Annotated in this window: 15 protein-coding genes and 1 pseudogene; all 16 read left to right on the forward strand. The window is 41.4% G+C overall.

Going from position 1 to position 15,430, the window contains the following annotated elements; all coding sequences use genetic code 11:
* Window positions 1–228 precede the first annotated feature (228 nt).
* The 16 genes and pseudogenes from DXA93_RS15265 to DXA93_RS15340 all read left to right on the forward strand — a co-directional run bounded on the left by DXA93_RS15265 (window position 229) and on the right by DXA93_RS15340 (window position 15,330).
* A complete protein-coding gene (locus tag DXA93_RS15265) occupies window positions 229–681 on the forward strand; it encodes a hypothetical protein (protein ID WP_022461015.1) in 453 nt (150 codons plus the stop codon).
* A gap of 62 nt (window positions 682–743) precedes the next feature.
* Window positions 744–1,823: pseudogene (locus DXA93_RS15270) on the forward strand (UDP-N-acetylglucosamine 4,6-dehydratase family protein); the annotation flags it as partial.
* Entirely contained in the window at window positions 1,820–2,515 is a 696-nt protein-coding gene (locus DXA93_RS15275; protein ID WP_119199274.1) for a tyrosine-protein phosphatase, read from the forward strand. The pseudogene DXA93_RS15270 and the gene DXA93_RS15275, both read left to right, overlap by 4 nt.
* A 137-nt stretch (window positions 2,516–2,652) precedes the next feature.
* Window positions 2,653–3,528, forward strand: coding sequence for a hypothetical protein (locus DXA93_RS15280; protein WP_055266467.1), 876 nt, complete (start codon window positions 2,653–2,655; stop codon window positions 3,526–3,528).
* Window positions 3,529–3,539: 11 nt separating this feature from the next.
* A complete protein-coding gene (locus DXA93_RS15285) occupies window positions 3,540–4,943 on the forward strand; it encodes a polysaccharide biosynthesis tyrosine autokinase (protein ID WP_055266465.1) in 1,404 nt (467 codons plus the stop codon).
* 15 nt (window positions 4,944–4,958) lie between these two features.
* Window positions 4,959–6,440 carry a polysaccharide biosynthesis tyrosine autokinase gene (locus DXA93_RS15290; RefSeq protein ID WP_117509390.1) on the forward strand — a complete coding sequence of 494 codons (1,482 nt, stop codon included), beginning with the start codon at window positions 4,959–4,961 and terminating at the stop codon, window positions 6,438–6,440.
* A gap of 12 nt (window positions 6,441–6,452) precedes the next feature.
* On the forward strand, window positions 6,453–7,103 hold the full coding sequence (locus tag DXA93_RS15295) for a sugar transferase (protein WP_227093694.1): 651 nt from the start codon (window positions 6,453–6,455) through the stop codon (window positions 7,101–7,103).
* 291 nt (window positions 7,104–7,394) lie between these two features.
* Complete coding sequence (locus tag DXA93_RS15300) at window positions 7,395–8,474, forward strand: glycosyltransferase family 4 protein (protein ID WP_117509438.1); 1,080 nt, start codon at window positions 7,395–7,397, stop codon at window positions 8,472–8,474.
* A 52-nt stretch (window positions 8,475–8,526) separates the two neighbouring features.
* Window positions 8,527–9,636, forward strand: a complete 1,110-nt coding sequence (locus DXA93_RS15305) for an EpsG family protein (RefSeq protein WP_117509389.1) — start codon at window positions 8,527–8,529, stop codon at window positions 9,634–9,636.
* Window positions 9,633–10,472 (forward strand): glycosyltransferase family 2 protein, encoded by an 840-nt coding sequence (locus DXA93_RS15310; protein ID WP_117760625.1) that lies wholly within the window; start codon window positions 9,633–9,635, stop codon window positions 10,470–10,472. The genes DXA93_RS15305 and DXA93_RS15310 overlap by 4 nt, the downstream gene beginning before the upstream one ends.
* Before the next feature lie 17 nt (window positions 10,473–10,489).
* Window positions 10,490–11,188 (forward strand): glycosyltransferase family 32 protein, encoded by a 699-nt coding sequence (locus DXA93_RS15315; protein ID WP_117509387.1) that lies wholly within the window; start codon window positions 10,490–10,492, stop codon window positions 11,186–11,188.
* Window positions 11,185–12,405: a glycosyltransferase gene (locus DXA93_RS15320; protein ID WP_117509386.1), complete on the forward strand. Its 1,221-nt coding sequence runs from the start codon at window positions 11,185–11,187 to the stop codon at window positions 12,403–12,405. Before DXA93_RS15315 ends, DXA93_RS15320 begins: the two co-directional genes overlap by 4 nt.
* 166 nt (window positions 12,406–12,571) lie before the next feature.
* The gene (locus DXA93_RS15325; RefSeq protein ID WP_117509385.1) at window positions 12,572–13,597 is read left to right on the forward strand and encodes a glycosyltransferase; all 1,026 of its coding nucleotides are present in this window, start codon (window positions 12,572–12,574) and stop codon (window positions 13,595–13,597) included.
* Window positions 13,597–14,574 carry a glycosyltransferase family 2 protein gene (locus tag DXA93_RS15330; protein ID WP_117509384.1) on the forward strand — a complete coding sequence of 326 codons (978 nt, stop codon included), beginning with the start codon at window positions 13,597–13,599 and terminating at the stop codon, window positions 14,572–14,574. Before DXA93_RS15325 ends, DXA93_RS15330 begins: the two co-directional genes overlap by 1 nt.
* Window positions 14,571–14,984, forward strand: a complete 414-nt coding sequence (locus tag DXA93_RS15335) for a glycosyltransferase family 2 protein (protein WP_119208671.1) — start codon at window positions 14,571–14,573, stop codon at window positions 14,982–14,984. Before DXA93_RS15330 ends, DXA93_RS15335 begins: the two co-directional genes overlap by 4 nt.
* 16 nt (window positions 14,985–15,000) lie before the next feature.
* Window positions 15,001–15,330: a hypothetical protein gene (locus DXA93_RS15340; protein ID WP_119208673.1), complete on the forward strand. Its 330-nt coding sequence runs from the start codon at window positions 15,001–15,003 to the stop codon at window positions 15,328–15,330.
* The last annotated feature ends 100 nt before the right edge of the window (window positions 15,331–15,430 follow it).

Genomic DNA, 15,430 nt, shown 5'->3' on the forward strand with positions numbered 1-15,430 from the left:
AAATCGTTCGACAGAAAGTGACACCGTATGGCAGAAAGGGGCGAAAAAAGTAAAAAAAGGAACGATAGACAGAAAAAGCAGAAGAAAAAAACAGGAAAATCAAAAGAAAATCGAAAGAAAAGGAGGCAGAGAAGATTGACGATGCGAGATTGATTTGGTATAATATTCCAAAAATAATTATTACATATAACATTACTATAAAAGAATAAATATCATATGGAGAGAAATATGAACAGAGAAGTAGAAACAATCAGAGAAAAAGTACATACAACAGCAGATGCAGCATTATTTTTATGCTTTCAGGAAGTGAAGGGAAGCCATTCCAAAGGAGTGATCCGGCTGCCGCTGCTTCATTATGACATTCCGTTTGAGGGATACGGAGAAATGCTGCTTCGGATGAACCGCATTTATGACCTGCTCGGCATGCCGGATGCAGGAAGCTGTATGCGGAGCCTTTCAGAAGGGGAAAAAGAAGAGTGGGAATTTACAGATGAAATGAAGAACAATCAGGATACAACGCTTCCAGCCGGAACCGAGCGTATGGTCAGTATTCAGATTCAGTTCCGACAGCACTGTAGTCTGCAGGGATTTCTGATCTGCGGAAAACAGAAAGCAGGTTTTCGTTCAGCACTTGAAATGCTGTATTTACTGGAAGATTGTCTGCAGGAACAGGATAACTGAATACGGGAGAAAAACGCAACAGAATGAGAGTGGGAGCTATGAAGGAAGAAAAAAAGATCAGAAAGAAAATAAAAATTGAGGATTTGTTGCCAAGAGATCCCATCCGGGTGGATCTCGATGCAATCCTGGGCTATGTGAAGGGAAAAACAATCCTGGTAACAGGCGGAGGCGGTTCGATCGGAAGTGAGATCTGCCGCCAGCTGGCCGGACACGACGTCGGGCATCTGATCATTTTTGACATCTACGAAAACAATGCGTACCAGATTCAGAAATCTCTGGAATGGGAGTTCCCAGATCTCAATTTGACAGTACTGATTGGTTCTGTGCGGGATGAGCGGAGGCTGGAATCAATTTTTTCGAAGTACTGGCCGGACATCGTCTTTCACGCAGCAGCCCACAAGCATGTGCCGCTGATGGAGGACAGCCCGAATGAAGCGATTAAAAACAATGTTATTGGAACCTTAAAAACGGCGCGCACAGCAAGCCATTATCAGGTAAAGAAGTTTATCCTGATATCAACAGACAAGGCAGTCAACCCGACCAACATCATGGGAGCGAGCAAGCGGCTCTGTGAGATGGTGATTCAGCTGATCGGAAGACACAGCACGACAGAGTTTGCGGCAGTGCGCTTTGGAAATGTACTGGGAAGCAACGGAAGTGTCATTCCGCTGTTCCGCCGTCAGATCGAACACGGCGGTCCGGTGACGGTTACGCATCCGGATATCATTCGATATTTTATGACGATTCCGGAGGCAGTCAGCCTTGTACTTGAGGCAGGCGCCTATGCGAAAAACGGTCAGATCTTTGTCCTGAATATGGGAGAACCGGTCAGAATCGCAGACCTGGCCAAAAATATGATCCGCCTTTCCGGATATGAGCCGGAAAAAGAAATCAAGATCAAATACATTGGCCTGCGACCCGGCGAAAAGCTGTATGAGGAACTTCTGATGAATGAAGAGGGCATGCAGACCACAGAAAACAGCCGGATTTTTATCGGCAGACAGATTGCATTTGACGAGAAGGTATTCCGGGAGCAGATAAAGGAACTCGCGAAGGAAGCGGAAAACGAATGTCCGGACATCTGTTATCTGGTAAAGAAAATGGTACCGGAATACCAGTACGAAGGAGAAAAACAGGGATGACGGACCTTCATGTACATATTCTGCCGGGAGTGGACGACGGATCCCCGAATTTGTCCACCTCCCTTGAAATGGCAGAAATGGCGGCACAAAGCGGGGTGCGTATCCTCGCGGTGACGCCGCATGCAAACCAGACGGGAATCGAAGGCGTGGAGGACGGATACGTCAACTACGAATCGGAACAGTTAGAAGAGCAATTTTACCGTCTGGAGAGGGAAATCAACAGAGAACACATTCCCATCAGCCTGGTGCGCGGCATGGAAATCATGAGCATCGGACCGCTGGAGAAAAAAATCAGAGAGAGAAAGCTGATACCGCTCCATGAGAGCCGCTATTATCTGATCGAGGTGCCGTTTGATATGGCGCCGGACGGAATCAGAAAGCGGCTGCTGGAATTTCCGGCGATGGGAAAAATCCCGGTGCTGGCGCATCCGGAGCGGTATTTCTGCGTGCAGGATACACCGGAGCTTCTATACGAATTCCGGGAAATGGGCGCGGTTTTGCAGATCAACAAAGGAAGCGTGTTTGGAAGATTTGGAGAAGAGGCTGAGCGGACAGCAAGGTTTCTACTGGAAAACCGCCTTGCGGGCTGTGTGGCAAGCGATGCCACGGAGCCGATTACCGGACCACGGACATGCGGCCAGTCCGGCAGTTTCTGGAGGAGCGGTATGGAGAAGCGTATGCACAGCTTTTAGTGAAAGTGAATCCGAGAAGAATCCTGGAGGACCGTCAGATTTTCTATGAACCGTCCCCGGAACGAAAACGGAAAAGACGCTGGTTCCTCTAAAAACAGGAAGAATGGCGTTACAGAAACGAAAGGAGCATCTTTGATATGCACAAAACGAGAGCGGCAGTTCTCATTCTGTTTCTGGCTTCCACACTTGCCTTTGGCGGGTGTCTGGTGCGGCAGCAGACGGGAAAAGACGGAAAAGGGCCGGAAATTACGATGGACAACAGTGAGATTTCTGCCAGCATCCATGCAGAGGAGTCAGAACTTCTGGCCGGAGTAACTGCTTACGATAAAAAAGACGGCGATGTGACGAGTTCTCTTGCTGTGGAACATATTTCGAATTTTGTGGAAAAAGGGCGGCGGAAAATCAGTATCGTCGCCTTTGATTCCGATAACCACGTTACGCATGCGGAGCGGGAACTGGTGTATAACGATTACACCTCACCGGTCTTTTCCCTGGATCGCCCGCTGCGGTTCAGCCTGAATGCAGATGATCTGACAGAGGGACTTTCCGCGGAGGACTGCCTGGACGGAACGATTACCGACCGCATCCGGATTTCTTACGAGGATGAGATCAGCAGTACACCGGGACTGTACCACGTGACATATTCGGTTGCAAACCGCGCCGGAGATGTGACAAGTCTTCCGGTGACAGTAGAACTCTACGATCCGGCAGAGGAGAACGGAAGGCCGCAGATTACCCTGAGCGATTACCTGATTCATCTGGATCTGCAGCAGCCATTTGATCCGCAGGCATATCTGGAAAGCGTGAGTGTGGATCAGATGCTGTATGAAAAGAGAGAAGACGGTGCGCTTCATGCAGCTTCGTATGAAGAAGAGCTTCTGGGAGAAAATCAGTTTTCCATTGACAATCCGGTCGATACCGGCAGTGCGGGTGTTTATGAAGTGACATACACTGCGACAGCGGAGGATGGGCAGACAAGCTCCGTCCGCCTGATCGTCTGTGTAAACGAATAGGGGGGATCCAGATGGGAGAATACGACAGAACAGGAAACGGGCAGAGCAGCAAAACAGACTGGGATCTCCGAAGTATCCTGTGCGACATTGCAAAAAACTGGTGGGTCATCCTTCTGATTGCCTGTTCGGCGGCAATGATAACCTATACTGTGATGGCGACCGTACACAAAGACCGGTATACGGTAAAAACCACATTTGCCGTTATGGGACGCGGGGTGGATGCCAATGCGGCATCGAGCCTGTCGGCCACATATGAGATGGCACAGAAATTTGAAGCAATTCTGGAAAATACGATTTTGAAGAAAAAAGTGATGGAGGAGCTCAGCCTGTCCTCGTTTCCGGCAAAAATGAATGCTTCCATTGTGCCGGAATCCAATCTGATGGAGCTGTCTGTGACCGCAGATTCGCCGGAAATGGCATTTCGGATCTTAAAGTCGGTACTGAACAATTATACGAGCATTTCCGACTATATTATTCCGAATGTAGTGTTGGAGACACTGCAGCAGCCGCAGGTTTCCGGTGTGCCATCGAACCAGATTCCGACCAAAAAGTATGCCGCGACCGCATTTCTTGCGGCAGCCCTTGCTATGGCGGCACTCATCGGACTCTTTTCCTTTCTGCGGGATACCGTCAAAAATGAGGCAGAATTCACCCGCAAAATCGATGCGGACCTGCTGGGCGTTGTGTATCACGAAAAGAAGAAGAAAAACAGCTCCATGCTGATTACCAATCCGGCGCGGAGCTTTCTGTATGTGGAATCCTTAAAGCGTATTGCATCGCGTGTGCGGGGGCGTCTGGACCGAAAAGGCGGAAAAGTGCTGCTGGTGACCAGTGTGGCGGAAAATGAAGGAAAATCGACCCTTGCGGCAAATCTGGCGCTTGCTCTTGCAGAAGAGCAGAACCGTGTACTGCTTTTGGACTGCGATTTCCGACAGCCGGCGTTACATAAAATCTTTGAGATTCCGGAAAAAGACGGAAAGGATTTCGGAAAGGTTGTCCTCGGAAAAGAGTCGGCATCCGGCGTTTTTGAGAAACACAAGGATACCAACGTATATACCGGAATCTGCCGTAATCGTCTGGAAGAGCCGTCGCTTGCAATCGGCGGTGAGATTTTCCACCGGATTCTGGAGACATGCCGGACCAATATGGACTACATTATTCTGGATACGCCGCCGATGGGAATGACGGCGGATGCAGAAGAGCTTGCAGAGTATGCCGATGCGGCAGTTCTTTCCGTGCGGCAGGACGGCGTACTGACGAGGGATATCAACGATGCGATTGATGCATTGAACCAGAAAGAGGAAAAAGTGATCGGCTGTGTATTTGGAAATGTTTACCCGGGATTCGGTGAGCGGATCGGCAACAGCTACGGTTATGGATATGGATACGGCACCTACAGCAGGGCAGAACGATAAGAGGGAGCAAAGAGCATGAGCAGAGAAACGTATGAAACCTATTCGGCGGAACCGGAGAAAATCGATCTGATCGCCTTTCTGGCAGAATATTTCCAAGCATTCCGAAAATTCTTTTTGGGCGTGCTGATTCTTGTGATCCTCATGGGAGGCGGCTCCTTTCTGACGGCAAAGCTGCGGTATCAGCCCATGTATGAGGCATACACCTCATTTGTGGTCGGATCAAACCGCGCGGTCGGCTATTCCTATTATGACAATGTGACGGCGCAGCAGCTTGGAAAAACCTTTCCTTATATCGTAACAAGCGGTGTATTAAAGGATGTTGTAGCACGGGATCTTCAGGTGGGAGCAGTGACATCCCAAATTGAGGCGAGCGTGATGGAAAACACCAACCTGTTCACAATTCGCGTAAAAGATTCTTCACCGGATACGGCATATCGCGTACTTCAGTCCGTCATTACCAATTATCCGGAGGTAGCAGAGTACATAATCGGTGCGACAACGCTGACGGTGGTAGACGACAGCGGCGTACCGGTATCCCCGATCAACAGCCAGGATGCGGTACATGCCGGAATGATCGGAGCAGCGGCGGGACTTGCCGTTGCACTGCTTTTGGTCTTCATCTATGTGAGAACAAGAAAAACAATTCGCCAGGCAGATGACGTGAAAAAGCTGACGAACGCAGCGTTCCTTGGAAATCTGCCGGAGGCGAAAATCAAGAAACGAAGCAACGTAAAAGAACAGACCATCACGATCTGTAACCCCAAAGTGCCGGATTCCTTCAAAGAAGCAATGCAGCTCATCCGGACAAGAACAGAGGACGGGCTTGGAAAAGCCGACTGTCCTGTTTTGCTTGTGACAAGCTCTGTGCCGGGAGAGGGAAAGACAACCGTTGCCGTGAATCTCGCAGAAGCATTCGCAAAGAAGAAGTACCGCGTAGTGCTGCTGGACGGAGATCTGCGAAATCCGTCGGTATTGAAGTGTATCGGACTTTCCGAGCGGAAGGGACGTGGAATCATAGGAGTGCTGAAAGGACAGATCAGCCTGGATGAGGCACTTACCGATTATCGGGATCTGTCGCTGAAAATTCTGCCGGGTGTCGGAAGTACACAAAATCCGGCCGGCCTGCTGCGTTCCGCGCGGATGAAAACGCTGATCGAAGAATTGAAAGAGGATGCGGATCTTCTGATTATTGATACGCCGCCGTGCGGAGTACTGTCGGATGCATCCCTTTTGGGCGGAATCGCAGATTCTGCAGTTCTTGTCGTACACCAGGGAACTACCAAGGACCGTGAAGTACAGCGGGCACTGGAATTCTTCGAGGATTCGCAAATTCCGGTCTGCGGCTATGTACTGAACGGCGTGCCGGAGGGTGCGACAGGCTACGGATACAGCACCTATGGCGGTTATGGCTACGGAAAATATGGTTATGGTTACGGAAAGTACGGCTATGGAAAAGAAAAAGAAGGCCGGAAAAGTAACCAGTCGGTGAAAGAATAGGGGGAAGAAAACATGAGGGAATCTGGAATTTATCAAATGTATCTGAAAAATCTGCTGGACCGGCTGCTTGCACTGGTTGGAACGGCAGCACTGTCGTGGTTGCTGATTTTGCTTGGCATAGCGATCCATCTCGATTCGCCGGGACCGATTTTCTTCCGGCAGAAGCGGGCAGGAAAGAACGGCACGTATTTTTACATATATAAATTCCGCACGATGCGTATCGATACCCCACATGATATGCCGACCCATATGCTGAATAATCCCGATCTTTTCATCACAAGAGTCGGACGGTTTCTCCGGAAAACATCCCTCGATGAGCTGCCACAGCTCTTTAATATCCTGAAGGGCGATATGGCGCTGGTTGGCCCGCGTCCGGCACTCTGGAATCAGTATGACCTCCTTGTGGAGCGTGAGCAGTACGGCGCAAACAGCGTCCGTCCGGGTCTTACCGGATGGGCACAGATCCATGGACGGGATGAGCTGCCGATCCGGCAAAAAGCTGAACTGGATGGATATTATGTGCACCATATCCAGCTCAAAATGGATCTGGAATGTCTCTGGAGAACAGCAGGAGCCGTACTGCGGCAGGATGGAATTCACGAAGGCAGACTGGAAAAACAGCAGATGAAGGGTGCAAAAGAGGTTGTGAAGGTTGGAAAATAGAAGAAGATAAAAAAGATAGAAAAAGACAGAGAAAGATAGAAAAACAGCAAAAGATAGAAAAAGTAGTAAAAGACAGCAAAAGATAGAAAAAATAGCAAAGATAGCAAAAGATAGGAAGAAACGGGCAGGATGTTTTTGGGAAGGAAAGCATGCTGCCTCGTTTTACATAGAAGCTGGAAAATAATGAGAAAAGTAATTGCATATTGATTGAAAGATGATATAATTTATAAAGAAAATAATGAAATTAGTAATGAAACAATGCGGAATATTACACCGAAACAGGAAAGAAAAATGAAAAAACGAATTCTAATTGTAACCAATCATTCGTATATGTTCTGGCAGTTTCGCAAAGAATTGGTGGAAGCCTTGCAGAAAGAGCATGAAGTGATTCTTGCCATGCCATTTGTCGGGCATGAAGAAGATTTTCGGAAAATGGGAATCGAGTGTATTCCCGTATCCATGAACCGACGTGGCGTGAATCCTTTTGCCGAGGCAAAGCTGTTGCGGGACTATAAGCGGCTTCTGCAAAAAATCAGCCCGGACTTTGTGCTTACATATTCCATTAAACCAAATATCTATATGGGTCTGCTCTGCAGTTGCAAAAAGATTCCCTATTATGCCAACGTACAGGGACTTGGAACTGCATTCCAAAAACCAGTACTGGCCGGATTTGTTACGGTACTGTATCGAATCGCTTTCCGAAAAGTAAAATATGTCTTTTTTGAAAATAAAGAAAACGCCCGCGAATTTGGCGAACGAAACATCGTATCGGCAGATCGTCAGGTTGTTCTGCCCGGTGCGGGAATTAACCTGGAAAAATACAAAATGGAACCTTACCCGAATCACAGCCGTGTCCATTTTCTGTATCTCGGACGAATCATGAAAGAAAAAGGAATAGAAGAACTCTTTTATGCCGTTCGGCGGCTGAAAGAAGAAAACGAAGACTTTGTCCTTGATCTGGCCGGATTCTTTGAAGATATCTACAAAAAGCAGGTAGAAGAACTGGAACAGCTTGGAATCGCCCATTTTTACGGCTTTCAGTCAGACCCGCGCCCATTTTATGCAGAAGCAGACTGTGTCGTTCTTCCCAGCTATCATGAAGGCATGAGCAACGTCCTCCTGGAAGCAGCGGCAACCGGCCGCCCTGTTATCACAAGCAATATCCCGGGCTGCCGGGAAAGCGTAGAAAATGGAAAAAGCGGTCTGCTGGTTGAAGTAAAAAACAAAGAGATGCTGTATCAGGCAATGAAAAAGATGCTGCATTGCAGCAGAGAAGAACGGGAAAAAATGGGTAAAGCAGGAAGAGAGAAGATGAAAAGAGAGTTTCGGAAGGAAGCTGTGGTGGAGAGAACGGTGAGAAGTCTGGAGTAAGATGAAAGAGGAAAGAGAAAATTTTAGTAAGACAAAAGGAGAAATGTAAAAGATGTCCATAACGAATTATTGGTTTCAATTAATCTGGCTTTTGACAGTAGGAATGGTTCTGGCAATATCTCTGCCGAAAAAGCAGGAAATCGTTATGGGAAGGATAGAAGAAAGATGGCAGATAGCACCGGCAGTGCTTCTAGTGGTTCCATATATATTGGCGGCAACACTAAGATCCGATAATTTTGGAGATACCTATGCCTACCGAAGTGTCTTTAGAGAAGCACCTAGTAAAATAGCTGCGCTTCCACTCTATCTCGAGGGAATAAAAAAAGATAAAGGTTTTTCGGTCTTAATTGTGATTATAAAAGCTCTTATTGGAAATTCACCTATTCTGTTTTTCATGTTCATAGCTACTGTGCAAATGTTATGTATGGCATTTATTTATCGAAAATATAGTGAAAACTATTGGATGAGTATTTTTGTTTTTGTTGCGGGAACAGACTATATGTCTTGGTGTCATAATGGTATCCGACAGTTTTTGGCAATTGCCATTATCATGGCAGGATTTCCATTACTGCTAAAAAGAAAATATATACCACTGATAGCAATTATTCTATTAGGAGCGACATTTCATGCGTCAGCATTGCTTATGATCCCGATCATTTTTATTGTGCAGGGAAAGGCATGGAATAAAAAGAGTGTGCTGTGCATTTTGGGATGTATTTTAATATTAATATTTGTAAATCAGTTTACAGATGGAATGAACAATATACTATCAAATACACAATATTCTAATATGGTAGCGGATTGGAAAGAGTGGGAAGATAACGGAACTAATCCGATCAGGGTATTTGTCTATTCCATTCCCATGATTTTATCTATTATTGGACGTAAGCAAATCAAAGAAGCAGACAATCCGGTAATTAATATTGTGACAAATTTCTCGATTTTGACCAGTGTAATTGCAATGGTGTCTATGAAAACTTCTGGAATATTTATAGGACGATTGATTTCATATGGATCTATGTATTCTGCATCCATTTTACTACCTTGGGAAATTGAAAATATTTTTACGAGAAATTCAACCATAATCATAAAAAGTGCTACTGTGTTAGGATATATTGGATTCTTTTATTATCAGATGCATTTTACATGGGGGCTTATATGAAAAATCCAGAAATTAGTGTAATTATGGGGATATACAATTGTGCAGATACGTTGTCAGAAGCGATTGAGTCTGTTTTAGGTCAGACGATGAGTGAATGGGAATTGATTATGTGCGACGATGGATCATCCGATGCAACGTCTGAAGTGGCAGAATTCTATATAAAAAAATATCCAGAAAGAATGGTATTGCTGAAAAATAAAGAAAATAGAGGACTTAACTATACCTTAAATCGTTGTTTAAAAATGGCAACAGGAAAGTATATTGCAAGAATGGATGGAGATGATATTTGTTTGCCAGAACGATTTGCGGTTGAGTATGAAATATTAGAAAAAGAAAAAGCAATTTCGATTGTAAGCACAGATATGGGGTATTTTGATGAGACAGGAATATGGGGGAATATAAGTCATCCTGAATATCCCAAGAAAGAGGATTTTTTGCATGGATCTCCGTTTTGTCATGCACCATGTATGGTGAGAAAAGAAGCATATGATGCGGTGAAAGGATATACAGAGAAAAAGCGTTTGTTGCGAGTAGAAGACTATCATTTATGGATAAAAATGTACGAGGTCGGATATAGAGGCAAAAATATTCCCAAACAGCTTTATCTTATGCGAGATGATAAAGCAGCATATAAGAGAAGAAAATTTCGATATAGAGTAAATGAAGCATATGTACGAGGAATGGCAGTGCGAAAACTTGGACTGCCGATAAGCGGATATCTATATGCGATACAACCAATTATTATAGGCATTTTACCTAAGGTGGTATATGACTATTTTCATAAAAGAAAATTGGAAAGTAATTCGAAAAAAAATAATGTGTGCAAAAATAAGTGATAGGAAGGGATGGATACATGATACCGAAGAAAATACATTATTGTTGGTTTGGAAAAGGGAAGAAATCCAAATTAGCTTTAAAGTGCATAAGGAGCTGGCGTCAGTATTGTCCAGAGTATGAAGTTATTGAATGGAATGAGGAAAATTTTGATATAGATATGAATGGGTATACGCGAATGTGTTATGCCGAAAAAAAGTATGCGTATTTAAGCGATTATGTCAGACTTTGGGTAGTGGAAAAGTATGGAGGAATCTATTTTGATACAGATGTAGAAGTAATTAGATCGCTGGAAGAATTGTTAAGAAATGATGCATTTTTTTGCTTTGAAAATAAGCAATATGTAGCTTCGGGATTGGGATTTGGATCTGTTGCACATGGAAAAGTGATTCAAGCGATGTTGAAAGAATATGAGATATTACTGGACGGGAAAAATGGAGTAAGAATGTGTCCGAAATTGAATACACAAGCGTTGGTAGCATTGGGGTTAAAACAGAATGGTAGAAAACAAAATGTGTGTGAAGCGGTAATATATCCTATGGATGTTTTGAATCCATATAACAGCGCTACCGGAAAATTAGAAAAAACAGAAAATACATTTTCCATTCACTGGTATGAGGCAACGTGGATGAGTAAACACTTAAAAATTCGTGGCATGATAACAAGACCAATACACAGAATATTTGGTGTAGATGTCTTTCAGAGGTTCCGCAAATGAAAAAGAAATTGCTAATTGTGTCTCATGCTTTAGAATTAGGTGGAGCAGAAAGAAGTCTTATCGGGTTATTAAATGCATTTGATTTTGAAAAATATGATGTAGATTTATTTTTATTACGGCATGAAGGGGAATTAATGAGAGAAATCCCATCAGCTGTTAATTTATTGCCAGAAATTCGCGCTTATACAGTATTAGCGCGACCGATAAAGCGGACTTTAAAGGAAGGACATTTCATATTAAGTATGGCAAGACTTGCGGGGAAAATGGCAGCGGCAAAATATAATCGAATACATAAATATACAGACAGTGATGTGGCGTTAGAATATAGTCATAAATATACTTGTCCATTTATGCCAAAAATTCAATCCAATGAAGTATATGATTTAGCAATCAGCTTTTTGACACCGCACTATTTTGTTGATAGAAAAGTACATGCAAAAAGAAAAATAGCCTGGATTCATACAGATTATTCTCGTATACAGGTGAATATTGCTTCTGAAACCGCAATGTGGAAGAACTATGATTATATTGCTTCGATTTCTGATGCAGTAACAGAGAATTTTCTTTCGGTTTTTCCTATGTTCAAGGAAAAGATTATTTTGATTGAAAACATCTTGCCGGAAGAATTTGTGAAAAAGCAGGCAAATGAATTTTTAGTGGATAAAGAAATGAATGCAAAAGGGATAAAAATACTATCTATTGGGCGATTCTGTAAGGCTAAGAATTTTGATAATGTACCAGAAATTTGTCAACGGATACGTGAAAGAGGGATGGATATAACATGGTATTTGATTGGTTTTGGCAGAGACGAAGAATTGATTAAAAGAAAAATTGCAGAAGCTAATATGCAGGAATATGTAAAAATTCTTGGAAAAAAAGAGAATCCATATCCATATATTCAGGCATGTGATGTTTATATACAGCCTAGTCGATATGAAGGTAAATGTGTTACGGTTCGTGAGGCTCAGATGTTAGGAAAACCTGTAATTATTACAAATTATGAGACAGCTAAGGAACAATTGGAAAGTGGTGTAGAGGGCATAATTGTACCTATGCAAAATCAGGAGTGTGCGGATCAAATATTTGATTTGCTAAATAATAATTGTCTGTTAGAGCAACTATCATTCAACTGTCAAATGAGAAAGTATTCAAATAAGGAAGAAGTGAAAAAAATATATCGTATATTGGAAAAGAGTAATTGTGTGGGTAAAAGGTAGAAATGGTGCAAAACAATTATAATAATGATGTTGGTTAGATATTATAGCTATCCATAAGTGGGAGTATCTGAGGGTGTTATATTGAGAGCAATAGTATGTTGCGATTTGTACAGGATATTTTATAGATGAAAATAAGGCAATTGATGTTGATAAGGGAGAAATTTCTATGCCTAAAATAAGTGTGATTGTACCAGTGTATAAAGCAGAAAAATTCTTAGCTACTTGCATAGAAAGTATTTTAAATCAAACATATGGCAATTTGGAAATAATATTAGTCGATGATGGATCACCTGATTCATGTGGAAAAATTTGTGAAAAATATGCTTTAAGTGATAGTAGAGTTAAGGTGGTTCATCAGAAAAATGCAGGAGTTGCTGCTGCAAGAAATGTAGGATTAGATTTAGCTGAGGGAGACTATGTAACTTTTGTTGATAGCGATGACTATATTCAACCTCAGATGTATGAAAAAATGATAAGATGTGCGGAACATAATCATTGCGATTTAGTAATGTGTGATTGTATAAAGGTATATTCGGATGGAAGAAAAACTATTTATTCTCACAATATTCGTGGCGGGTTATATGAGGAGAAACAATTGCATCAAGAATATTATCCTCATTTACTAATTACTCGTTCGATAGAATATCCTGCTACAATTTCCAACTGTGTGTGCATGGTAAAAAATATGCGACAAAGAATGCCACGATATGAGATTGGAATTCGATTTTCTGAAGATTGGTTTTGGGGATGTCAATTGATGCTTAGAATACATTCGTTTTATTATATGAAAGGACAAGCCTACTATATGTATAACTGCAGCAATCAAAGTTCAGTAACACATACATTTACGTCTGATAAATGGGACGATTATAAGGCTTTGTATGCACGATTCCAGGAAGAATTTGGTCGAAGCGAAATATATGATTTTAGGGATCAACTTGACAAGGTATTATTATTTTTTATTTATAACGCTATTGGGGATATATTCTGTTCGAGTGTTCTTACTATAGGTGAAAAAAAAAGAATGGTTAATAAAATATTATATGAAGATAGCGTTAGGAATATGTTTAAACAGTTGAAAATTGGCAAATTGTGTGTTCCTAAAAAACAAAAACTATTAACATTTTGTTATTCGCATCCTGTTTTGCTACCGTTGATATCTTTTTATTTTGAAAAGAGGTATAGAGTGTAATGAAAACACAGCTTTCTGTAATAGTACCAGTTTATAACACAGAACGGTTTTTAAGAAGGTGTATTGAAAGTATTTTAAACCAGAATGTGGAAAAATGTGAATTGATTTTAATTAATGATGGAAGTACGGATTCTTCTGGAAAGATCTGTGACGAATATGCAAAAGAAAATCAATGTATAAGCGTAATTCACCGGAAAAATCAAGGGGTTGGAAAAGCTCGAAATAACGGTGTTTTAGCATCAAGTGGGAAATATATTACTTTTGTAGATAGTGATGATTATTTACCAGATGATCCTACTATATACAGTAAAGCAATTTCAATTTTAGAAAACCATGATGTTGATATAGTAACGTGGCTTTGGCAATTTCAGAATGAAGAGGGAAAATTGACAATAGATCCACATAAAATCCCAACATTTTTTTGTGGAAAAAAATCCATGTTAGAATTTGCAAAAGGGTTGTATTATGGTAGCTATGCAAATGGATTGGTTGTTGGAGTTTGTAATAAGCTGTATAAAAGAGATTATATAAAAAACATTCCATTTGAGGGACGGATATATGAGGACGATGATTGGATGAGCCAGGTGCTAGCTAAAACAGGAAAAATTTTTTGTGAAAAGAAATTCTGGTATATATATGTTCAAAATAATACTTCGCTGACGCATCAAAAATTTCAAGAGCAGAATTTGGTAATGTTGGATATTGTGAAAAGACGAATGTGCTTATTTAAACAAGATAGTTTTATTTGTAGGGAATCGATGAAACTATTTCTGAATTTATATATAGAATTTTGGTTTCGTGCAAAGGAATCGAAAATACAGCCCTATCATGACAGTCAAACATATATACAATTTATGCGAACATTGATGAGGGGAAATGGACTTTGTCTTAAAGATTTTATACGTTACAGTATATTTTATGTTTCACCCAATTTATATCAAATATTAATTTTTAAAATGAGAAAAAGAAAACTATGAAAATTAGTGTTGTTATTCCCGTATATAATAAAGAAAAATATATGGATGATTTATTTCAATGCTTGCTTAGCCAAACATTTGAAGAGTTTGAATGTATTTTAATAGATGATGGATCTACGGATGCATCAGGGGAAATTTGTGATAAAGTTGCTTGTATTGATAAAAGATTTGAAGTAATTCATATTCCAAATAGTGGCGTATCTCATGCGAGAAATGTTGGGATTGATGCCTCGTGTGGAGAATATATTACATTTATTGATGCAGATGACCGCATACCAAATAACTATTTGGAAAATTTGTATGAAACTATTATTGAGAGCGGTGTAGATCTTTCAATATGCACGATTACAAAAATATGGCACTCAGGAAAAAAAAAAGAAAATACAATTACCTGGAAGTGGCACTTTTGATATAAGTGAATTGCTTTTGAATTTTGCGGATTATCAAAAAAAAACAGGTATTTATGGATATTGTTGTGGAAAGATAATCTTAAAAGAATTAGTTGGGAATATCCGATTTGATGAAAGAATTAAATTGGCGGAGGATTTTGATTTTTTTCTGAAATTATTTGATGAAAGAATTAAATTGGCGGAGGATTTTGATTTTTTTCTGAAATTATATCCTAAAGTGAGCAAAATTTGCTTTAATGATAAAACAGAATATTTTTATCTTCAGGAATCAGAGAATTCATCAGCTATGGTTAAGGATAGTGAAATTGACTATAGAACACAGCTGTTTATTAATATTCTAAAGTGAGCAAAATTTGCTTTAATGATAAAACAGAATATTTTTATCTTCAGGAATCAGAGAATTCATCAGCTATGGTTAAGGATAGTGAAATTGACTATAGAACACA

This window comes from Blautia sp. OF09-25XD (assembly GCF_003482095.1).
Lineage (GTDB): Bacteria > Bacillota > Clostridia > Lachnospirales > Lachnospiraceae > Fusicatenibacter > Fusicatenibacter saccharivorans.